Annotated in this window: 14 protein-coding genes; 11 read left to right on the top strand and 3 right to left on the bottom strand. The window is 43.5% G+C overall.

Translation table 11 applies throughout. The features are described from left to right. The first annotated feature begins 30 nt into the window (after nt 1–30). The 10 genes from WFY05_RS02510 to WFY05_RS02465 all read left to right on the top strand — a co-directional run bounded on the left by WFY05_RS02510 (nt 31) and on the right by WFY05_RS02465 (nt 15,228). Entirely contained in the window at nt 31–909 is an 879-nt protein-coding gene (locus WFY05_RS02510; RefSeq protein ID WP_340111144.1) for a YitT family protein, read from the top strand. A 105-nt stretch (nt 910–1,014) separates the two neighbouring features. Next, nucleotides 1,015–2,289: a peptidoglycan DD-metalloendopeptidase family protein gene (locus WFY05_RS02505; RefSeq protein ID WP_340111143.1), complete on the top strand. Its 1,275-nt coding sequence runs from the start codon at nt 1,015–1,017 to the stop codon at nt 2,287–2,289. A 245-nt stretch (nt 2,290–2,534) separates the two neighbouring features. Beyond that, on the top strand, nt 2,535–3,404 hold the full coding sequence (locus tag WFY05_RS02500) for a hypothetical protein (protein WP_340111142.1): 870 nt from the start codon (nt 2,535–2,537) through the stop codon (nt 3,402–3,404). Between the two features lie 2 nt (nt 3,405–3,406). Beyond that, nucleotides 3,407–4,744 carry an NAD(P)-binding domain-containing protein gene (locus tag WFY05_RS02495; RefSeq protein ID WP_340111141.1) on the top strand — a complete coding sequence of 446 codons (1,338 nt, stop codon included), beginning with the start codon at nt 3,407–3,409 and terminating at the stop codon, nt 4,742–4,744. Further along, a complete protein-coding gene (locus WFY05_RS02490; protein WP_340111140.1) occupies nt 4,745–6,337 on the top strand; it encodes a cytochrome c3 family protein in 1,593 nt (530 codons plus the stop codon). Continuing rightward, a complete protein-coding gene (locus WFY05_RS02485; RefSeq protein WP_340111139.1) occupies nt 6,319–10,596 on the top strand; it encodes a multiheme c-type cytochrome in 4,278 nt (1,425 codons plus the stop codon). The genes WFY05_RS02490 and WFY05_RS02485 overlap by 19 nt, the downstream gene beginning before the upstream one ends. 121 nt (nt 10,597–10,717) lie before the next feature. Next, nucleotides 10,718–12,202: a TonB-dependent receptor gene (locus WFY05_RS02480; protein ID WP_340111138.1), complete on the top strand. Its 1,485-nt coding sequence runs from the start codon at nt 10,718–10,720 to the stop codon at nt 12,200–12,202. 33 nt (nt 12,203–12,235) lie between these two features. After that, nucleotides 12,236–12,970 carry a hypothetical protein gene (locus tag WFY05_RS02475; RefSeq protein ID WP_340111137.1) on the top strand — a complete coding sequence of 245 codons (735 nt, stop codon included), beginning with the start codon at nt 12,236–12,238 and terminating at the stop codon, nt 12,968–12,970. Nucleotides 12,971–13,037: 67 nt separating this feature from the next. Then, nucleotides 13,038–13,286 (top strand): hypothetical protein, encoded by a 249-nt coding sequence (locus tag WFY05_RS02470; protein ID WP_340111136.1) that lies wholly within the window; start codon nt 13,038–13,040, stop codon nt 13,284–13,286. 157 nt (nt 13,287–13,443) lie between these two features. Then, nucleotides 13,444–15,228: an alpha-L-fucosidase gene (locus WFY05_RS02465; RefSeq protein ID WP_340111135.1), complete on the top strand. Its 1,785-nt coding sequence runs from the start codon at nt 13,444–13,446 to the stop codon at nt 15,226–15,228. Between the two features lie 126 nt (nt 15,229–15,354). On the opposite strand, the gene WFY05_RS02460 is transcribed toward WFY05_RS02465, so the two are convergent. Beyond that, nucleotides 15,355–16,776: a sulfatase gene (locus WFY05_RS02460; protein WP_340111134.1), complete on the bottom strand. Its 1,422-nt coding sequence runs from the start codon at nt 16,774–16,776 to the stop codon at nt 15,355–15,357. Nucleotides 16,777–16,885: 109 nt separating this feature from the next. Beyond that, a complete protein-coding gene (locus tag WFY05_RS02455; protein WP_340111133.1) occupies nt 16,886–18,256 on the bottom strand; it encodes a dipeptidase in 1,371 nt (456 codons plus the stop codon). A 274-nt stretch (nt 18,257–18,530) separates the two neighbouring features. Here WFY05_RS02455 and WFY05_RS02450 point away from each other — a divergent pair, with 274 nt between their 5' ends. Then, a complete protein-coding gene (locus WFY05_RS02450) occupies nt 18,531–20,183 on the top strand; it encodes a DUF885 domain-containing protein (protein WP_340111132.1) in 1,653 nt (550 codons plus the stop codon). A 49-nt stretch (nt 20,184–20,232) separates the two neighbouring features. Here WFY05_RS02450 and WFY05_RS02445 read toward each other — a convergent pair whose 3' ends face one another. Further along, nucleotides 20,233–21,984, bottom strand: a complete 1,752-nt coding sequence (locus tag WFY05_RS02445; RefSeq protein WP_340111131.1) for a tetratricopeptide repeat protein — start codon at nt 21,982–21,984, stop codon at nt 20,233–20,235. Nucleotides 21,985–22,033: the final 49 nt, after the last annotated feature.

The following is a 22,033-nucleotide window of genomic DNA, read 5'->3' as shown; positions in this document are numbered from 1 at the left end:
CGCAAATTTTAACCTCAATTTTAGAGAGATATGTTTACAAAAATGGTGTCGGCAAACAGCAAGTTGGCAAGTGTTATACAGGACTACCTGATCATGACTCTGGGATTATTTCTGTTCGCAATGGGCTGGGTATTGTTCGTCATCCCTGCCGAATTAACAGGTGGCGGAATCAGTGGTGTAGCTGTTGTTGTTTATTACGCTACCAAAATTCCGGTGAGTGTTACTTACCTGGCTATCAACCTCTTTTTGGTGCTGATTGCCATAAAAATACTCGGAGCCAATTTTGGCGTAAAAACCATTTATAGTATTGGAGTGCTAACCGTATTTTTTGCCATTTTTCAGGACATTTTGAAAGAACCATTGGTGAACGACATGTTTTTATCGTCGGTGCTTGGCGGCATGGCCAGTGGTATAGGACTTGGCATTGTTTTTTCGCGTGGTGGTAGTACAGGTGGAACTGATATCATAGCTATGATTATTAACAAATACCGCAATGTAAGTCCCGGCCGGGTAATTATGCTGTGTGATGTAGCCATCATCGGATCGGTTTATTTTGTATTTCATTCGGTTGAAAAGCTCGTATATGGTTATGTGGTCATGTGGGTAGTTTCCTATGCACTCGATTCATTCCTGAGCGGAGCCAACCGTTCAGCCCAGATGTTTATCATATCGAAAAAACATGAACTGATTGCTGAGTTTATCAGCGAAAGAGCCACTCGCGGAGTCACCTTGCTCGAAGGATCAGGCTGGTATACCAAACAGGAAACCAAAGTGCTTATGTCGGTGGTGCGCAAAAAAGAAACCGGAGCCATTTTTCGTGAGATAAAACAAATCGATCCTGAAGCTTTTATTTCCATGGGTAGTGTTATGGGCGTATACGGACGCGGATTCGACAAAATTAAGCTGTAAGTAAATAAGAGTTTGCCACAACTACTCCCTAATTTTTAATTAGAAGACATACTAAATTTCATTTCTGCACAGTTTTTATATTTTTGCCTTATAAAGCGAAACAGGATGTGGAAAATTATCAGATTGGCATTAGTGGGGTTTGGACTGTTCATCGCAATTACCCAGTTCTCTTGCACTACAAAAGCAGAAAAGAAGGTTGAAGAGCTTCCTCAGGATACTATTGTTCCTATTGCGGAACCGGTTTTAAAATATGGTTTACCGATCGATTCTTTTGATGTTGAATACGGAAAGGTACGGAATAATCAGTACCTCAGCCAGATATTGAATGAGAAAGGGGTAAGCATGGTGACGATTGATAAAATCGCCCGAAAATCAAAGTCGATATTCGATGTACGCAAAATAAAAAGTGGCGAACCTTATGCCATTTTCTCGTCACGTGATTCGGTTCCTGAAGCCAAATATTTTGTTTATGAAAACTCGGCGGTCGATTATACGGTATTCGAACTGTTCGATACGCTGGGGATTACCCAGGGCAAAAAGGAAGTAATAACAGAACTGCGCATAGCACAGGGAGAGGTTGAATCATCACTTTGGAATGCAATGATTGATAATGGACAAGATCCGATATTGTCTCTTGAATTGTCTAAAATATTTGCATGGACCATTGACTTTTTTGGCATTCAAAAAGGCGATCGTTACCGCTTGATTTACGATCAAAAATATGTCGACTCGGTACCTGTCGGTATTGGTGAAATCTATGCTGTGGAATTTGATCATTACGGTGAACCCAACTATGCTTTTCGGTTTGAACAAGATAGTATTTGGGATTATTTTGATGATAAAGGACAAAGTCTTAGAAAAACCTTCCTAAAAGCTCCTTTGGAATATTATCGCATCAGTTCGCGTTTTTCAAACAGCCGCATGCATCCGGTTTTACGTATTCGACGTCCGCACCACGGTGTAGATTATGCTGCTCCAAAAGGAACGCCAGTTATGAGTATTGGCGATGGAACGGTGATTGCCAAAGCTTATCAAAAAGGCGGCGGTGGAAATTACCTAAAAATCAAACACAACTCTGCTTATACCACAACTTACATGCATTTATCGGGTTATGCCAAAGGAATAAGTACCGGAGTTCGGGTTCGGCAAGGCGATGTAATTGGATATGTTGGAGCTACGGGATTGGCTACCGGGCCACATCTTGATTTCAGGGTACACATGTATGGGAAAGCGATTGATCCTTTAAAAATGAAAGCTGATCCGGTTGCTCCGGTTAAAGAAGAAAACATGGATCGCTATGTCGTATTGAAAGATTCCATGATGAACGAACTTCAAAAGATTAAGTGGGCTGAGGACCTTGATGTTCTGGTGAGTAAATAAAATACTTCACTTCCAGAGTTTGAGATACCAATCATCTCAATATTTCGTGTAAACCTCTTACTGCTTAGGTTAGAAGAATTTCTCATGAACATTGGTTTACTTAAGTGTTCGCATTCCCATCAAACACTTCTCCCACCCGTGGTTTAGAATGATTTTAAAATACTAAAGTTCATAGCTTTAACGTATATGTAAATAATTATATACGTAAATTTAAAGATCGATAAACTAAATTAAACCAGGAACAGATGGGGAGATTGGCACACAATATTTATCTGGCTGTATTAACCGGAATTGTTGTATTTGTATTTTTTGCCCTGGCATTTTATGGCCGATCATACTATATCGCACCAATAAATGAACGTCACTTTCATCAACAACACGAGTTGTTAAAACCAACCGGATTAATTGGACATGGCATTGGTATTGCCGGGTCAGCCTTTATGATTATCGGTGTATTTGGTTACATGGCTCGAAAAAGGTTTCGACGATTATCGCGGTTGGGCGTGCTCAAACATTGGCTCGAATTTCATATTTTTCTTTGCACGCTGGGCCCCATTCTCGTGCTTTACCATACTTCTTTTAAAATTGGCGGAATTGTAGCCATAAGTTTCTGGAGCATGATCGCAGTAGTAATGAGCGGTGTGATCGGTCGTTTTATTTACCTGCAGATACCGCGCACAATACAAGGCCGCGAATTGAGCATGAACGATTTAAATTCTATGGAGACCGACCTGTACGATCGTCTGAAGGAACAATTTCAGGTGAAGCCTGAAACACTGGTAAAAATGAACAGTGCGCTGTTGCAAGCAACTTCGTCTGAAGGAAGCAATTACCTGGTTCGGATAGTCAATCGATTTGTTTTCGAACACAAACTGGTCAGCCAAATCAAGAAGGAGCTCAGAGAACAGGGGCTGAAGGGAAGAAACTTTAGAAAAGTCATTCGCATTTTGAAATCAAAAATAATCTTGAACAGAAGGATTGCATGGCTCTCATCAATGCAGAATTTTCTGCGTTACTGGCATGTTGCACATTTACCGTTTGCACTGATCATGCTGGTTATTATGATCGTGCACATCGTTATTGCCATGCTGTTTGGATATACATGGGTATTCTGATCATGGAAAGTTTTTTAGAAAAAATATTGATTTATGGTGCCGTCAGCATTTTCCTTGTTGGCGTCATCTATATCTACATCAGGAAGTTGCGTCGGGAGTCGCGGATTGTCGGTGAAAAGATCCGTATTGCCAAAGAAGAAGGGCTTCACGAGCCGGTTTCGCTGCATCCGGTTGTTGATGTGAACTCGTGTATTCAGAGCGGCGCCTGCATTCGTGCTTGTCCCGAACATGATATTCTGGGCATTCAAAACGGAAAAGCCACAGTAATAAATGCCAGCCGTTGCGTGGGGCACGGCGCCTGTTTTCATGCCTGTCCAACTCAAGCCATCTCTCTTTTTATAGGAACCGAAAAACGTGGAGTCGATCTGCCACATGTCAATCAATTCTTCGAATCGAATGTCAGGGGAATTTTTATAGCCGGAGAAATGGGCGGCATGGGCTTGATAAAAAACGCAGTGGAACAGGGACGACAAGCTGTGAATAATCTTGCACGGGGAATCGAACGGAACAGTGAGATGGAGTACGACCTGATTGTCGTTGGAGCCGGGCCGGCAGGTATTGGATCGACACTCGAAGCCAGGCGTTTGAAACTAAAAACCATTACTTTGGAACAGGATACATTGGGAGGAACCGTTTTTACATTTCCACGTGCGAAAATCGTAATGACTTCTCCCATGGATTTGCCTTTATACGGAAAAGTTAAGCTTTACGAAACCGGCAAAACGGAACTGCTGGAACTTTGGAACGAAGTGCTGTCGAAAAACGATATTCAAATTGCGGAGAAAAAGAAGGTCAGTAAAATTGAGCAACAGGATGGTGGTTTCGAAATACACTGCAACGATGGAAGCAGTTATACGACGCAACGCGTGTTACTGGCCATCGGAAGACGTGGAACTCCCCGTAAATTAAATGTCCCGGGCGAGGATCTGCCTAAAGTATTTTACCGGCTACTCGAACCCGAACTGATCACCGGGAAAAATGTATTGGTGGTTGGTGGTGGCGATTCAGCCATTGAATCTGCTTTGTTGCTGGCGCCTCAAAACAAGGTGACTTTGTCGTATAGGAAAGACACTTTTTCGCGCTTAAAACCCAGGAACAAGAAAAGCCTTGATGAAGCAGTCAAGGCAAAGAAACTTGATCTGGTACTGAATTCCAATGTGGCTAGCATCGAAGAAACCGAGGTGCAACTACAGGTGAACGATATCGATGAATTGACATTGGCAAACGATTTAGTCTACATTTTTGCGGGCGGTGAATTACCCACCGAATTCCTAAAAAATGCCGGAATTGTAATTACCCGAAAGTTTGGAGAAGCAATATTAAAACACGAAAAAAGATAGATGGGCAATGGATTAAAATATGGTTTCTTGCTTCTGCTCATGCTGGTGAATGTTGCAGTATTTGCACAGATATCGCCGGGTGATCTCTCGAAGGTTCATGCGCATCTCGAGGGACTGACCAACTGCACAAAATGCCATGTTCTGGGTGAACAGGAGACGACTTCGAAATGCCTCGATTGTCATAAGGAGATCAAAGCTTTGATCGATAAGAACAAAGGTTACCATGCTTCATTCGAGGTAAAAGGGAAAAAATGTGCGCAATGCCACGGCGAACACTTTGGGCGCGACTTTAAAATTGTACGTTTCAATGAGGAACAATTCGACCACAACCTTGCAGGTTTTAAACTGGAAGGGAAACACGCAAGTATTAAATGTGCCGATTGCCATAAAGCACAACTGATTGCGGAAAACATCTCGCAAAAAAAACAGCCGGGAACATTTCTGGGAATGGGAACCGATTGCTTGTCGTGCCATGAAGATGTGCACCAAAATACGCTTTCAAAAAATTGTACACAGTGTCATAATCAGGATGCCTTTAACCCGGCCTCCGGCTTCGATCATTCGAACACTGATTTTGCCCTGATCGGAAAACATAAGGAGGTGGAATGTGTGAAATGCCACGCCATTACCGTTCAAAACGGGAAGGAAGTTCAGCAGTTTACGGGCGTGAAATTTGCCAGTTGTACCAGTTGTCACGAGGATGTGCATCAGAATAAATTTGGAAACGACTGCACAAAATGCCACAACGAGTTTTCATTTAAACAGATAAATACAGCCACTACTTTCAACCACAATCAAACCGATTATCCTTTACTGGGTAAACACCAAAACATTGATTGCGTAAAATGCCACAAAAGTGGTAATTATACGCGGGCATTGCAGTTTCAGCGCTGCACCGATTGCCACAGCGATTATCACGAAGGGCAGTTAACGAAGAACGATGTTTCACCCGATTGTAAATCCTGTCATTCGGTAAATGGATTTTCACCTTCTTCTTATTCCATTGAGCGGCATAACGAGAGCCGGTTTTCCCTGCAGGGATCGCACATGGCAACACCTTGTTTCGCCTGCCACAAAAAAGGTGATAAATGGAATTTTAGTATCCCTGAAACGCGCTGTGTGGATTGTCACGAAAACATCCATAAAAATGTGTTGGATCAAAAATACATGCCTGAATCGGATTGCAAAGTTTGCCACCATGTTGAAGCATGGAAACAAATTGAATTCGATCATAAGATCACCGCTTTTAAACTTCTTGGAAAACATGCTGAGCAAACCTGCCGGGACTGCCATTTCAGGAAGACAAACGGAATTGTAAAACAGCAGTTTTCGGCGCTGGGAGAAAGTTGCGAGAACTGTCACAAGGATATTCATTTCAATCAATTTGAAGTACTGGGAAAAAATGATTGTGCACGCTGCCATACCTTTAATAACTGGAGGCCCGACAAGTTCAATCATGATGATGCACGTTTTAAACTCGATGGAAAACACGAAGGCCTGCAGTGTGTGGTCTGCCACAAATCCTCCGATGATTTGATCCGGAATTATGTCGTTTACAAATTTGAGGATATATCATGCAAAAGTTGTCATTAGTAATTTTCATGCTGTTCTGGGCTTTGTTGATAAAGGCGCAGGATAATCCGCATGGCGATGATCTGACATTTGACTGTTTGGATTGCCACACTACCGAAAGCTGGACGTTTTCGGCAGCCACCGCTAAATTCGATCACAATGAAACCCGTTTTAAACTCGAAGGCCAGCATGTAGTTACCGATTGCAAAGCCTGCCACACGAGCCTTGTTTTTTCGGCAGCCAAAACCTCTTGCATCGATTGTCACACCGACATGCACAACAACACCGTTGGAATGGACTGCGCACGATGTCACGATCCGAAATCGTGGCTGGTTTCAAACATCACCGAGATCCATCAAATGAGCAGATTCCCTTTGTTGGGCACTCATAATACTGCGGCTTGTGCCGACTGTCACAACTCGGCGTCAAATCTCGAGTTTCAACCTCTTGGAGTTGAGTGTATCGATTGTCATAGGCAGGATTACGATGCGACTACCAATCCAAATCACGCTCAGGCCGGATTATCAACCGATTGCATCGAGTGTCACAAAATCGATGCATTTTCCTGGAGTTCGCAAGGCTTTAATCACGACTTTTTTCCTCTGAGAAAAGGCCACGAAATTAATGACTGTTCAGCTTGTCATACATCCGGTGTTTTTGAGCCCATTTCAGCCGACTGTTACTCTTGTCATCAAAATGATTTCTTAACGGCAGCCAATCCGTCACACCAGAGTTCTGGATTCACAACCAACTGTTCGGATTGCCACACGACCAATCCCGGCTGGCAACCGGCTAAATTTGATATCCACGACGATTTTTATTTCCCTGTTTATTCGGGGGAACATCGTGGCGAGTGGGAGAGCTGTGCTGATTGTCATACTCAACCCGAGAGTTATGCCATTTTTAGTTGCACCAATTGTCATGAGCACAACCAGGGGGAAATGGATGATGAACACAGCGATATTAATGGGTATTCCTACAATAGTTTAGCCTGCTATGCCTGTCATCCCATGGGAAGAAAAGAAGAAGCTTTTAATCACGATAATACAGGGTTCTCATTGAAAGGAGTTCATGCCCAAACAGATTGTCTCGATTGTCACGCCAATGGTTTTGCAGGTACATCAAGCGAATGTGCCAGCTGCCACATCAATAATTATAATGAAGCAGCAAATCCGGTGCATGTTACTGCAGGAATTTCATCCGAGTGTCAAATCTGCCATACTGAAGAAGGGTGGGAACCGTCGTTATTCGATCATGTAGCTACATCAGGATTTGAACTTACAGGAGGCCATTCAGGCAAACAGTGTGCTGATTGCCACATCGGAACAACAACCGCGGCAAGTCCGGAATGCATCACATGCCACCAGGCTAATTACAATAGCGCACCAAATCATCTGGCACAGAATTATCCAACCGAATGTTTGCAGTGCCACACTGTTAACAGTTGGGAGGCAGAGAACTTCGATCATAACCTGACGAACTTCCCGTTGACCGGAGCACACTTCGCCACCGAATGCTCGGCTTGCCACACCGATGGATACGCCGGTACTTCGATGCAATGCAATTCGTGTCACGCTGAAAATTACAGCGGGGCGCAAAATCCGATTCATAGCACCGCCGGTTTATCCACCGAATGTGAAAACTGTCATACCACGATGGCCTGGATTCCTTCGGAGTTCGATCACACTGTAACCACAGGTTTTGAACTCACGGGAGGCCATTCAGGAAGACAATGTGCTGATTGCCACATCGGAACAACGACCGCTGCAAGTCCGGAATGCATCACTTGTCACCAGGCCAATTACAACAGCGCGCCAAATCATCTTGCACAGAATTACCCAACCGAATGTTTGCAGTGCCACACAGTTAACAGCTGGGAAGCTGAGAACTTCGATCATAGTTTGACGAACTTCCCGTTGACCGGGGCGCATATCGCCACCGAATGCTCGGCTTGCCACACCGATGGATACGCCGGTACTTCGATGCAATGCAATTCGTGTCACGCTGAAAATTACAGCGGGGCGCAAAATCCGATTCATAGCACCGCCGGTTTATCCACCGAATGTGAAAACTGCCATACCACGACGGCCTGGATTCCTTCGGAGTTCGATCACACTGTAACCACAGGTTTTGAACTCACGGGAGGCCATTCAGGAAGACAATGTGCTGATTGCCACATCGGAACAACGACCGCTGCAAGTCCGGAATGCATCACTTGTCACCAGGCCAATTACAACAGCGCGCCAAATCATCTTGTACAGAATTACCCAACCGAATGTTTGCAGTGCCACACAGTTAACAGCTGGGAAGCTGAGAACTTCGATCATAGTTTGACGAACTTCCCGTTGACCGGGGCGCATATCGCCACCGAATGCTCGGCTTGCCACACCGATGGATACGCCGGTACTTCGATGCAATGCAATTCGTGTCACGCTGAAAATTACAGCGGGGCGCAAAATCCGATACACACAACTGCCGGTTTATCCACCGAATGTGAAAACTGCCATACCACAACGGCCTGGATTCCTTCGGAGTTCGATCACACGGCAACAAGTGGTTTCGAACTAACAGGTGGCCACGCGGAAAGACAATGCGCTGATTGCCACATCGGAACAACAACCGCTGCAAGTCCGGAATGCATCACTTGTCACCAGGCCAATTACAACAGCGCGCCAAATCATCTTGCACAGAATTACCCAACCGAATGTTTGCAGTGCCACACAGTTAACAGCTGGGAAGCTGAGAACTTCGATCATAGTTTGACGAACTTCCCGTTGACCGGGGCGCATATCGCCACCGAATGCTCGGCTTGCCACACCGATGGATACGCCGGTACTTCGATGCAATGCAATTCGTGTCACGCTGAAAATTACAGCGGGGCGCAAAATCCGATACACACAACTGCCGGTTTATCCACCGAATGTGAAAACTGCCATACCACAACGGCCTGGATTCCTTCGGAGTTCGATCACACGGCAACAAGTGGTTTCGAACTAACAGGTGGCCACGCGGAAAGACAATGCGCTGACTGCCACCTTGGAACAACGACCGCTGCAAGTCCGGAATGCATCACTTGTCACCAGGCCAATTACAACAGCGCGCCAAATCATCTTGCACAGAATTATCCAACAGAATGTTTGCAGTGCCACACGGTTAACAGCTGGGAGTCTGAGAATTTCGATCATAGTTTGACGAATTTCCCGTTGACCGGAGCACACATCGCTACCGAATGCTCGGCTTGCCACACCGATGGTTATGCAGGTACTTCAATGCTGTGCAATTCGTGCCACGCTGAAAATTACAGTCAGGCGCAAAATCCGATCCATAGCACTGCCGGTTTATCCACCGAATGTGAAAACTGTCATACTACAACGGCCTGGATTCCTTCGGAGTTCGATCACACGGCAACAAGTGGTTTCGAACTAACAGGTGGCCACGCGGAAAGACAATGCGCTGACTGCCACATCGGAACAACGACCGCTGCAAGTCCGGAATGTATTAGTTGTCACCAGGCCAATTACAACAGTGCGCCAAATCATCTTGCACAGAATTACCCAACCGAATGTTTGCAGTGCCACACGGTTAACAGCTGGGAGGCTGAGAATTTCGATCATAGTTTGACGAACTTCCCGTTGACCGGAGCGCACATCGCCACCGAATGTTCGGCTTGCCACACCGATGGTTATGCCAGTACTTCGATGCTGTGCAATTCGTGCCATACCGACGATTACAATGCGAGTGTGAATCCGAGTCATAGTGCGCTTGGGCTTTCAGCATCCTGCGATGAGTGCCACACTACGAATCCTGGATGGGAGCCGGCACAATTTCCAAATCACAACGATTATTATGCGCTAAACGGCGCTCATGCTGCTGTTTCAGGTAACTGCTTTTTATGTCACAAGGGAAATTATACAAATACTCCGAATACTTGTTACGAGTGTCATGCTTCCGATTACAATACCACCACTGATCCGTCGCATCTTGCGGCAAACTTTCCAACGGAATGTCAAACCTGTCATACGGAAACAGCCTGGGAACCTTCGACTTTCGATCACGACGGACAATATTTTCCAATATACAGCGGGCGTCACAATGGACAGTGGAACTCTTGTGCCGATTGCCATACAGAGCCAACAAATTTCGCCGTCTTTTCGTGTATTACCTGTCACGAGCATAATCAAACTGAAACCGACAGCCACCACAATGATGTGAGTGGATATGCTTATACGGCTACCAGTTGTTTCGAGTGTCACCCCAATGGATTTGCCGGAGATGATTAGCCGATTAGCACATAGAAGCCTTATCATTCTTCTGCTTTTCTTTTGCGGAATATTTGTTGTTATTTCACAGGAAACATTTCGACAGGGAACTGTGTCGTATATCAGTGGTGAAAACATATATGTGAAATTTGAAACCACTGCAGGAATTGAAAATGGGGATACACTTTTCATTTTAAATGACGAGGAATATTTGCCGGCCTTGATCGTGCGGCATCAATCTTCCATTTCGTGTTTGTGCATTGCCATTGGAGGCCTCAGTTTTAAAACTTCGGATGTGATTTTTAGCCTCGAAAAGTCTTTAAATAAAGAAGTTATTCCCGTTATTGCGGAACAGGAATTACCTGAAGAGGATGTGAGTCAGCAAGTAATTACATCGACGGAACAAGCGGTATCCCAAAAAAATACCCCGGACTTTTCAGGGAAAATAAGGTTGTCATCCAACTCCAACTTCTCGAATCAAACCGATGATATTTATCGGTTTCGCTATACCTTGTCGGCAAAAGCAACAAATATTTCCGGTTCCAGGCTAACGGCTGAAACTTACCTCTCGTTTACTCATAAACTGAATGAGTGGGACGTGGTTAAAGATAACCTGAATAAGGCGCTCAAAGTATATAATTTGGCCTTGCAATACGAGTTCACCGAATCGGCAACACTGTGGGTGGGACGCAAAATAAATCCACACGTTGCCAATGTTGGAGCCGTAGACGGCATTCAGTTCGAATATGGTTTTAAAAACCTGTATGCCGGTGTTATTGCCGGTTCGAGGCCGGATTATTACGATTACAGTTTTAACTTCGATCTGTTTGAATACGGAGCTTATTTGGGACAGGCACAGAAAGTAACGAACGGTTATGTGCAATCGTCACTGGCTTTTTTCGAGCAGCGGAACAAAGGTAATATCGATCGCAGGTTTGTGTATTTCCAGCATTCCAACTCGGCCATTAAAAACCTGAATCTTTTTGCCTCTTTCGAACTTGATTTGTATAAACTCGAGAACGATGAACCTAAAAATACGCTGAGTCTTACCAGTCTCTATCTCTCGGCCCGATATCGGTTTTCACGACGATTTTCGGTATTTGGTTCTTACGATAACCGAAAAAATGTGATCTATTACGAGACTTTCAGGAATTTTGCTGATGAAATTTTGCAGCAGGCAAGCCGGCAGGGTGGGCGTTTACGTTTTAATTACCGGCCCGTAAACTACCTTATCGTTAGTGCCAGCGCGGGTACACGATTTCGTAAAGAAGATCCTCGCCCTACAAAAACGCTCAATGGCTTTGTTACTTACACGAATTTGCCGGGTATTCATGCATCTTTGAGTTTAACAGGTAACCTGTTGCAAACCAGTTATCTGGATGGACAGATATACGGGGCGCGCCTCTCAAAAGACTTTTTAGACGGTAAACTGTATTCTCTGTTGCATTATCGCTGGGTGGATTATAAATATGTAAATACTGTTACTGAACTGAAACAACACATTGGGGAGATTGATTTTTCTTATCGTTTCAACAAAAATATTTACATGTCTGTTAATTTTGAAACGACTTTTCAGGCAAAAGAAAATTATAATCGTTTATATTTAAGCCTTCGAAAAAAATGGTAATATAGAGTAGTTAATTTATTTAAATATTTGAAGATGTATAAAGAAAGATTTTTCATATTGGTGATTTTAGTTATTATATTTTCATCGTGTGTCCGAAATAAGAATCCACAACAAATGCAGCAGAGTGTGATCCAAACCAAGCAAAATGTTTTCGAGGTCACCGACGTTATTCAGGGAAGTACTTACACCTATCTTCAGGTGAAGGAGAACATGCAGGACCGGTGGGTTGCAATTGCTAAAAAGGAAGTAAATAAAGGAGATGTATTGTATTACGACGAGGCTTTGCAAATGACCGATTTTCATAGCAAAGAGATTGATCGTACGTTCGATGTGATCTACTTTATAAATACGGTAAGTAAAACGCCGCTCAATCAACAACCGGCTACAATGGAAGGCGGAATGCCTGCAGCACACTCAGGTAAAGTGGCGGCTAAAGATGCCGAGGTTGAAATTACCAAACCTGAAGGTGAAGTTTCTATAGCCGATGTGTTTACCAACAAAGCAGATTACAGCAGCAAAGAATTCGAAATCCGAGGTGTGGTAGTTAAAGTGAACGAGCAGGTAATGGGCAAAAACTGGGTTCATATCCAGGATGGAACCGGCACCGGTGGTAATTTCGACCTGACGATTACAACACAAGCCAAGGTGCAGGTGGGCGACGAAGTTGTTTTTAAAGGCAAAATCACGCTCGAAAAGGATTTTGGTGCAGGTTATTTCTACGATGTTATCATGGAAGATGCCTCGCTGATCAGTAAGAAAGTTTCATAAATAGTTTTTATCAGCTCTGTAGAATTAAAATATTGTATATTTGTATTTAGATATATAGATATTTTAAATGGAATTCAAGAAGCTGGAGATTAAAGAAGAAGGGAACTGGTTGCAACGCCAGATCCGAAAACCACATACAAAGAAAACCCTGTTGTATATCCTTTTAGGAGCTGTAGCAGGGTTTTTGTTTTTTTATTTTTCTGAAGGAATACATATGGATGCTATGCCTCGCAGCGAAATAGTTCAGAGTATTTTGATTGGTGCATTCTTCGGATTTTTTATTACAAACAGTCCCTGTTCAAGGGGAAGATGCTAGTTTAATAGCAGTTTAAATTCACCAATAAGCACTATTTCCGGGAATTTTCGGCAATTTAGAAATTAGTAGAGCTCTGTTTTCTTCATGATGCACATTGATTTTTGTAATTTTATTCTGAAATCAATACAAGTAAGATAGCAAGCTTAAACATCACGAAATGAAGAAAATTGCCATAATCGCCGGAGTGTTTTTATTTCTGTTGTCGTGTTCCAATCCCAACGACCAGGCAAAAAAGAAAAAGAACCTTACGCCACAGGAAGAAAAAATGGAGTGGTGGACCGATGCCCGATTTGGGATGTTTATTCACTGGGGTTTGTATGCTGAGCCGGCCGGAGAATGGAAAGGTGAACGTATTCCGGGAATTAGTGAATGGATTATGTGCAATGCAAAAATCCCGGTAAAAGAATACGAAAAACTGGCCGATACATTTAATCCGGTGAATTTCGATGCCGATGAATGGGTGAAGCTGGCCAAGTTTGCCGGAATGAAATACATTGTCATAACCTCGAAACACCACGATGGTTTTGCCATGTTTCATTCTTTAGCCAGCAAGTACAATATTGTTGATGCCACGCCATTCGACCGCGATCCTTTAAAAGAACTGGCGGATGCCTGTAAAAAATACGATATGCGACTTGGCTTTTACTATTCGCAGGCACAAGACTGGCACGAACCCGGCGGGACCTATCGTGGCTACGAAGAGGGTAAACCTCACTGGGATCCGGACCTGAAACGCGAACCTTTAATGAATTATATTGAGGGGAAAGCCGTTCCGCAGGTAAAAGAAATATTAGAAAATTATGGTGGCCTCGATATTTTGTGGTGGGATACACCATTCGGAATGACGGAAGAAGCTGCACAAGCATTACAGAATGTAGCCGATGATTATCCCGATCTGATTACCAACAACCGGCTGTACCGACCCTGGCCGGGCGATTTTTCAACACCTGAGCAGCATGTGCCGCCAACCGGTCTCGATTACAACTGGGAAGTTTGTATGACCATGAATACCAGTTGGGGCTATAAATGGTACGACGACAATTGGAAATCGAGCGAAGAACTGATTCGTATGTTGGTGGATATTGCCAGCAAAGGAGGAAATCTTATACTGAATGTAGGGCCAACAGCCGAAGGTGAGTTTCCGGAGCCAAGTGTAGAGCGTTTAAGGCAAATTGGAGACTGGATGCAACGAAACGGAGAGTCGATTTATGGTACCTCTGCAAGTCCATTTTTTAAACTGCCATGGGGACGTTGTACCGTAAAAAAGGTGAAAGGTGGCACTAATCTTTACCTGCACGTGTTCGATTGGCCAAAAAACGGATTGCTGACTGTGCCCGGATTCAAGGCGAATATTAAAGACATTTACCTGCTTTCGAATCCAAACCAGCACTTTGCGTGGAAATTTGATGGTGGCGGTAATCTGGATATCCATGCTCCATCGGTGATTTTTGATGAGATTAACACTGTAGTGGTGTTAAAAGTGAAAGGACAATACGTAGTTACCAGCAACAAACCCAGCCTGTTTAACGGTACCATTTTATTGCCGGCCGATTTAGCCGATATATACAATCCCGGCTATGGGCAACATGCAGTAATCGGGCAGGAGATAATATCGGAAGTGACCGAAAAAAAGGTGATTCCGATAATCACCAATTGGGTGGATGGTCGCACAAAGTTGGAGTGGACTTTTACTACTTCCGAACCCGGGAAATATCGCGTGGAAGCTCAGGTAAAGGCAGAAAATGCAACGACTTTGAATCTTGTTGTTGATTCGGAAAAGCAAGCCAGCAAAATAGAATCGACAGAGGGGGATTATAAAGTGCTCAAACTTGGTGAAATTGAGATTAATGAAGCTGGCGACCATACTATTTCCCTGGTTCCGGATCGCGAAAACTGGAACGGTGCCGAGCTAATGTTTGTTGAGTTGATCAAACTTCAGTGACGTATCATTTCTGAAATTTCAGAGCGTCATGCTGAACTTGTTTCAGCATCCCTTTATTTCCGTCAGATTCCGAATTCGTCAGCTGAAGGACGGAATGACAACTCGAAATTATAACCTTGATTGACACTAATCTCTCGGTGCATAATCGTGGTTTGGCACCGGAAACTGTGCATTGGTTTCGTTTAAATGCACTTCCAGTAGTTTTTGCAGTTCGCTTACTTTTTCCGGATTTTGTTCAGTAATATTAGTCGACTCTCCAGGATCATTGGCAAGGTTGTACAATTCCACATGATCATCTTCGTAAAAAAGCACCAGTTTCCAGTCTCCTTTTCTGATGGCCGAACCGGGTGTCCAGGCGCTACCATGGTAATGCGGGTAATGCCAGAATAATTCATCACGATCAAGACTTCCCTCATTGGTAAGAATTGGTAAGAGATTTTGTCCGTCATTATCCTTATGATCTATTTCTGCCAGATTTAAAATGGTGGTAAAATAATCCATGCTGATGGCAGGAGTTTCAGTAGTTCTTCCCGGATCAGCTACATCAGGACCGGCAATGATCAGCGGCACCCGGATTCCACCTTCGTAACACCAGCCTTTTCCTGCGCGCAGCGGGCCATTGCTTGTTGGAGCATTTGGGCGATATAGTGTCGATAAACCGCCATTGTCGCTGGTGAAAATAATCCAGGTATTTTCGTCGAGGCCGTGTTCTTTCAAAGCTGCCAGTATTCTGCCGACGTTTTCATCCATGGCATTTACCATCGAAGCATAAGGCGCATCTTCCTGTAGCATTTTGGTCCAGCCTTCACCTTCCTCGCGGAATGGTACCTCTTCGATATTCAGTGTTTCACGTTTTGCTTTGTATTTTTCAATGCTCGATTTGGCTGCCTGAATAGGAGTATGAACAGTATAAAAAGCCAGGTACAGGAAAAATGGATTTTCTTTATTTTCTTTTATGAATTTGATTCCTTCATTAGCCAGACGGTCGGTCAGGTATTCACCTTCGGGACCATCGGGAAGTTTCGGATTATTGTAGGGCGAATAATAGCCACCCGGAGGATGCCCCATGTGATAACCGCCAATATTTGAATCGAAACCCTGATCTTCGGGATAAAAGCCTTTTTTACCTAAATGCCATTTCCCGATAAAACCGGTTTTATAGCCTTTTTCTTTGAGCTTTTCGGCAATTGTAACTTCATCCAGTGCCAGCTCGTCAGCATCTTGAGGGCCAAGTAACGGACGTTTTTTGGGATCGTTACCCGGAATCCAGTCGGTTATATTTACCCGGTTCGGATGTTTGCCGGTCATAATTGCGGCACGTGTGGGGCTGCAAACCGGATTGGCAGCGTAAGCCTGTGTAAACCGCACGCCGCTTTCTGCCAGTTTATCGATGTTGGGTGTGTCGTAAAAACTTTCGGGATAGTTGCATTTTACATCGGCCCATCCCAGGTCGTCAACCAGAATGAACACAAAGTTCGGATCCTTCTTTTTTGAGCACGACAGAATGCTGATGGCGATGATAAAAAGTAGAAAAGCTTTACGAAACATGGCGATTTATTTTAGGATGAAACTACCATTTTATACGCGAATAAAAAAGAACCGTTCTCGCTTAAAAGAACGGTTCTCTATCTCATTACTATAATCTAGGTACTCAATACTACTCACTCATCTCCACAAAATACTTGTAGAAAAGCGGAATGGTTCTGATGCCGTTATAGAATTGCTCCAGCGGATAATTTTCGTTGGGCGAGTGAATGGCATCGGATTCGAGGCCAAAACCCATTAAAACGCTTTTGATACCCAGCACTTCCTCGAAAGTTGAAATGATGGGGATACTGCCACCTGAACGCACCGGTACCGGACGTTTCCCGTAGGTTTCCTGGTACGCTTTTTCGGCTGCCTGGTAGGCCGGAATATCAATCGGGCAAACATAACCCTGTCCGCCATGCAGCGAAGTTACTTCTACTTTTACCGATTTTGGTGCGATGCTCTCGAAGTGGTTTTTGAACAGCTCTGCGATCTTTTCATGGTCCTGGTTTGGAACCAACCGCGATGATATTTTTGCAAACGCTTTTGAAGGCAATACGGTTTTTGCGCCTTCACCGGTGTAACCTCCCCAGATCCCACAAACATCAAACGACGGGCGGATTCCGGTACGTTCACCCGGGGTAAATCCTTCTTCTCCGGCCAGTTCTTCCACGTCGATGGCTTTTTTGTAAGCATCTTCATTGAACGGAGCACGTCCAAGCAGTTCGCGTTCTTCGGCTGAAACTTCCAATACATCATCATAGAAACCGGGGATGGTAACTTTCCCTTTTTCGTCAACCATTTGAGTGATCATTTTCGACAGCACATTAATCGGGTTGGCCACTGCACCTCCAAACAAACCCGAGTGCAGGTCTTTGTTTGGGCCGGTAACTTCTACCTGCCAGTAGGCCAAACCGCGCAATCCGGTAGTGATCGACGGTGTGTCGCGGGCAATCATCGAGGTGTCGGAAACCAGGATCACATCGGCTTTTAGCATGTCTTTGTTTTCGGCACACCAAGGTCCCAGATTTGGCGATCCCACTTCTTCTTCGCCTTCGATCATGAACTTTACGTTGCAGGGCAGCGTATTGGTTTTTACCATCAACTCAAAAGCTTTGGCGTGCATCATGCCCTGTCCTTTGTCGTCGTCGGCTCCGCGGGCGAAAATTTTTCCGTCGCGGATCTCCGGTTGAAATGGATCGGAGTCCCACTTTTCAATCGGATCAACCGGCATAACATCCATGTGCGAATAAACCAGTACGGTCGGCAGGGCAGGATCGATGATCTTTTCGGCATAAGTAACAGGATTGCCGGCGGTTTCAAAAACTTCGGCTTTGTCGGCACCCGATTTCAGCAGGAGTTCTTTTAAATACTCTGCAGCCTTGTACATATCGGGCTTGTGACTCTTTATCGAACTGATCGAAGGAATGCGGATCAGCCCAAAAAGTTCTTCCAGAAAACGCTCTTTGTTTTCTTCAATGTAATTATTGATGTGTTCCATAATTGTGCATGTTTTAATGTTCTGAAAATAGGGGTTTTCGAAGGATTAAAAAAGTGCTTTTGTCATATAGATAAGGAAAGGAGGAGGCTAAGGCAGAGGCGAAGAAAAATCACTGGGTGACTCTTTAATACATCTTAAAGTCACCTGGTGAATAAGAAGTGAAGATTTGTATCGCTTGGATTATTTAATAATTATTAAATTTATACAACTTTGATTCTACTCCTTGAAAAAGTTTATTACATACATTTTGTTCTTGTTACTGCTATCATGTTCGGTGGATAACACTGAGGATGAAAAAGTCATTCAATTAGCCGACTCATATTACGCCCACTATATAAATACACACCCAGAATATGCGGTAATTCATGATTTATTTCCCGAACAGAAATTTTGTTTCAACTCAAATAAGTTAGAAGATATAAAAGAGAAGGAACTATTTGAAGACAGCCTGTACAATGAACTTCTTTCTGTGAATATGAAACGAATAGAAGAGAAGACAGATGTAATTACATATTCTATTCTAAAAGAGCAACTTGCAAGGGCTGGAGAGCTTCGGATATGCAAAACGTATCTATGGGATGTGAGTTATAAAGATGGATTCCATATCAGGTTATTAAGACTAGCTGAGCAGCAGCCGCTTGAAACCCGTTTGCAGCGGCAGGCAGCATTAAAACGATGGAGAACTTTTCCAGATTATGTACAAACTGAAATTATGAACCTGAAAGTTGGGATTTTGGAAGGTTATACAATGCCTAAAGAAATAGTCAGGGCCGTAATCGTGCAGATTAACAGAATTCTTGACTACAAGCTTAAAGATTCCCCATTTGTAAAACCGGTCTTAAAAAACGGGGATAAGACTTTTATTCAGGATTGGAAAGAGTTGATAGATCAAGAAGTATTGCCGGCATTGAGATTATATCAGGATTTTCTAAAAAATACTTACCTAAATGAAGCCAGAACAAATGTTTCCCTGTTGGAATTACCAAATGGAGAAGAATGCTATAATGCATATTTGAGGTTATATATCGGTCCGAATGTAACCGGAACCGAAATCTATGAGCTTGGACAGAAACTGGTCTCGGAAAACATTGCAGCGATCGAAACACTGGGTAGTGAACTTTATGGAACAAATCAATTTTCGGAAATTATCAAACACACACTTAATGACTCTGTAAACTTATTTCAGAATAAGAAGGAATTGATGAACGATGTGGATTCTGTTCTTTTTAAGGCAAAGGAAAAGTGCCAATTATATTTTGCCGATGTTCCGAACGAAGACATTTTGATAGATGAATATGAAAACTATGAAAATGGTGCAGGTGAAATGGATCCTGCGACAAATGACCGTCCGGCATATTTTAGAATCAACAACGATTATCAGCTAGAATCAACCAAAGCTGATTGTGAAAGGATGATTTTTCATGAAGCTTATCCAGGTCATCATTTGCAAAGTGAAATTGAGAGAGGATTAAACAAAATGCACTCTATATCAAAAATCATCTCTTTCGACAGCTACTCCGAGGGTTGGGCGATCTATGCTGAACAGTTGGCGGAGGAAATGGGACTCTATTCCAGTAATGCAGCTACAATTGAGCGACGAAGTGACATTGGAAGATTCATGGTAATTGATGTGGGGATTCATTTATTTGGCTGGACCAAAGAACAGGTAATCGAATATTGTTCAGAGATTGGTCTGGATAGGAAAGTTGGCCTGGGAATGTATTACAGAAGTGCCGTTTGGCCGGCTCAATTCATTGCATACAATTATGGCGGGGAGGAGATAAAATCGCTAAGAAAAATGGCTGAGGAAAAATTAGGGGATAAGTTTAACATTATAGCGTTTCATACTGCAGTGCTGGAAAACGGTTCTATTCCTTTAAATGTTCTGCGAAATAATATTGAAGAATGGATTATCCAGTGCAAATAAAAAAGGCAGCCCGAAGACTGCCTTTCCATTTCAGTTTATCACAACTTACTTAGTCAACGATTGCCGTGAATTTCGGATCGTTGAAATATTTTGCAAATTCCATGTCAACTTTAGCTTCTGCTTTCATTTTAGGATTGATATCGCAGGCCGCTTTCAGGCTGTCGAACAACAAACTTTCTTTAGCAGTGCGGGCACCGATAACGGCTTTCAGGTATTCTTTCATGAAGCAGTTTTCCATTTGGAAAGCTTCCAGATCTCTTAAGGCACCGTTGTTGTCGCCGGCCATCATTTTGGCAATGGCAGTGTTTACATCTTCGTATTGGCTGAAATAGCGAACAGCTTTGTCATATTCCGCTTTTTTCACGCTAACAATTCCAAGGTTATAATTTACTTCTTCGCCCGAACCTGAAGCTGCACCGAACAAGGTTTCGGCTTTAGCCACATCACCTTCGGTAAGTGCAATGGCACCCAGGTTGTTTTTAATTACAGGCTCATCATTTTTTAGGGTTTCAGCTTTTTCGAAATGAGGTTTTGCGTCGGCATATTTCATCTGGCTGGCCAGTACGTAACCAACGTTATTTGGTCCGCGCCAGTCGTTCGGGTAAGCTTTTACAAACGATTCGTAAACTTGCTGCTGATCCGCCAGGTCTTCGAATAAGGTAGCAGCGTAAAGCAATTCTGCAGGATTCAGTGAAGCAGGATCAGCCTTGGCAGCCGCTTTCAATTCATCGTCGGTTTTACCAATCATGTCAACGCTGGTTACCAATTTAGCACGACGCAACTGAGGAAGGATCTCGTCAGCTACTTCGGTAAAAGTTTCGCTCAGATTACGGATCTCGCGCTCGCGAACTTCAGGATCGTTGTACATCGAAAGTACGCGCAGGATCAGTTCTTTATCTTGGATGTTTGATTCTTCCATTTTTTGTTTGAATCCATCCCAGTCTTCCGGCGTATATTTTGTTTTCAATTCCACATCAATTCCGGCTTCTTTCAATTTTTTGGCCAAAAATTCTGAGGAAGTGTTTTTACGCTGAGCGGCCAGTTCTGTGTTAAAATCGATGGTTCCGTCGGGTGAAGCATAAGCTGAAACTTCAACATCTTTCAGGTCGATTCTTTCGTCTTCGTTGGCTTTTTTGGTATAATCTTCCAGCGCTTTTACTTCGCTTTTTTCAATTTCGTCTCTTCTCAGGTTCGAGCGGTTGATCAGGTATTTAATGTCAGCCATTTGTTCATCGGGAACAACACGCTGGAATGCGTCAATATTCGGATCGTATTTACCCGAGTTGTTGGCTTCGCGGGTTACACCCAGAATTGCTTTTGGGATCACAACCACTCTTTCGCTGGTTGCCAGCACACCGTCGGCAATTTTAATAGGAGCAAAATCAACCGATTTTTTACCTTGCGACGCTGTAATGTTCACATACAGTTCCGATTTGGCCATTGCTTTGTCGTAGTCAACAGCATCTTTGTAAGTTACGCTACCACCACTGTTGGCAATTACTTTGTTGTTGGCTTCAACGCTTTCACCCTGAACAGTTACAGGCTCGAATTCAGTCTGGCCTTCGCTGTACTTTAAAACGGGAGTTGCCGTTAAAGTAACTTTTTTGTGAAAATATTTTGAGGGAAATCTTCCGGTTACTGCCAAATCAACTTCGCTTGCATGCGCTTCAAGTACTTCCGGAGTAACTTTGAAATTAATTTGATCGGCATTCTTCTTCATTTTATTAAGCCCTGAACAGCTCGACAACACCACAGCCACAGCAACGATCAGTGCAAAAGGTTTAAAGTTGATCCTTTTCATAACAGACTAAAATTAAATTGAGTTTTAAAATTCTTCGAAATCAGTCCAC

It is taken from the genome of Maribellus mangrovi, from assembly GCF_037646455.1.
GTDB lineage: Bacteria > Bacteroidota > Bacteroidia > Bacteroidales > Prolixibacteraceae > Draconibacterium > Draconibacterium mangrovi_A.
Note: the sequence above shows the minus strand (reverse complement) of the source record. Positions and strands in the feature narration are given on the sequence as shown.

Coding starts and splice junctions, on each gene's coding strand:
- WFY05_RS02470 (WP_340111136.1), top strand. CDS start 13,038: ATGGAATTCAAGAAGCTGGAGATTAAAGAAGAAGGGAACTGGTTGCAA.
- WFY05_RS02460 (WP_340111134.1), bottom strand. CDS start 16,776: ATGTTTCGTAAAGCTTTTCTACTTTTTATCATCGCCATCAGCATTCTG.
- WFY05_RS02445 (WP_340111131.1), bottom strand. CDS start 21,984: ATGAAAAGGATCAACTTTAAACCTTTTGCACTGATCGTTGCTGTGGCT.
- WFY05_RS02505 (WP_340111143.1), top strand. CDS start 1,015: ATGTGGAAAATTATCAGATTGGCATTAGTGGGGTTTGGACTGTTCATC.
- WFY05_RS02490 (WP_340111140.1), top strand. CDS start 4,745: ATGGGCAATGGATTAAAATATGGTTTCTTGCTTCTGCTCATGCTGGTG.
- WFY05_RS02500 (WP_340111142.1), top strand. CDS start 2,535: ATGGGGAGATTGGCACACAATATTTATCTGGCTGTATTAACCGGAATT.
- WFY05_RS02485 (WP_340111139.1), top strand. CDS start 6,319: ATGCAAAAGTTGTCATTAGTAATTTTCATGCTGTTCTGGGCTTTGTTG.
- WFY05_RS02475 (WP_340111137.1), top strand. CDS start 12,236: ATGTATAAAGAAAGATTTTTCATATTGGTGATTTTAGTTATTATATTT.
- WFY05_RS02495 (WP_340111141.1), top strand. CDS start 3,407: ATGGAAAGTTTTTTAGAAAAAATATTGATTTATGGTGCCGTCAGCATT.
- WFY05_RS02455 (WP_340111133.1), bottom strand. CDS start 18,256: ATGGAACACATCAATAATTACATTGAAGAAAACAAAGAGCGTTTTCTG.
- WFY05_RS02510 (WP_340111144.1), top strand. CDS start 31: ATGTTTACAAAAATGGTGTCGGCAAACAGCAAGTTGGCAAGTGTTATA.
- WFY05_RS02465 (WP_340111135.1), top strand. CDS start 13,444: ATGAAGAAAATTGCCATAATCGCCGGAGTGTTTTTATTTCTGTTGTCG.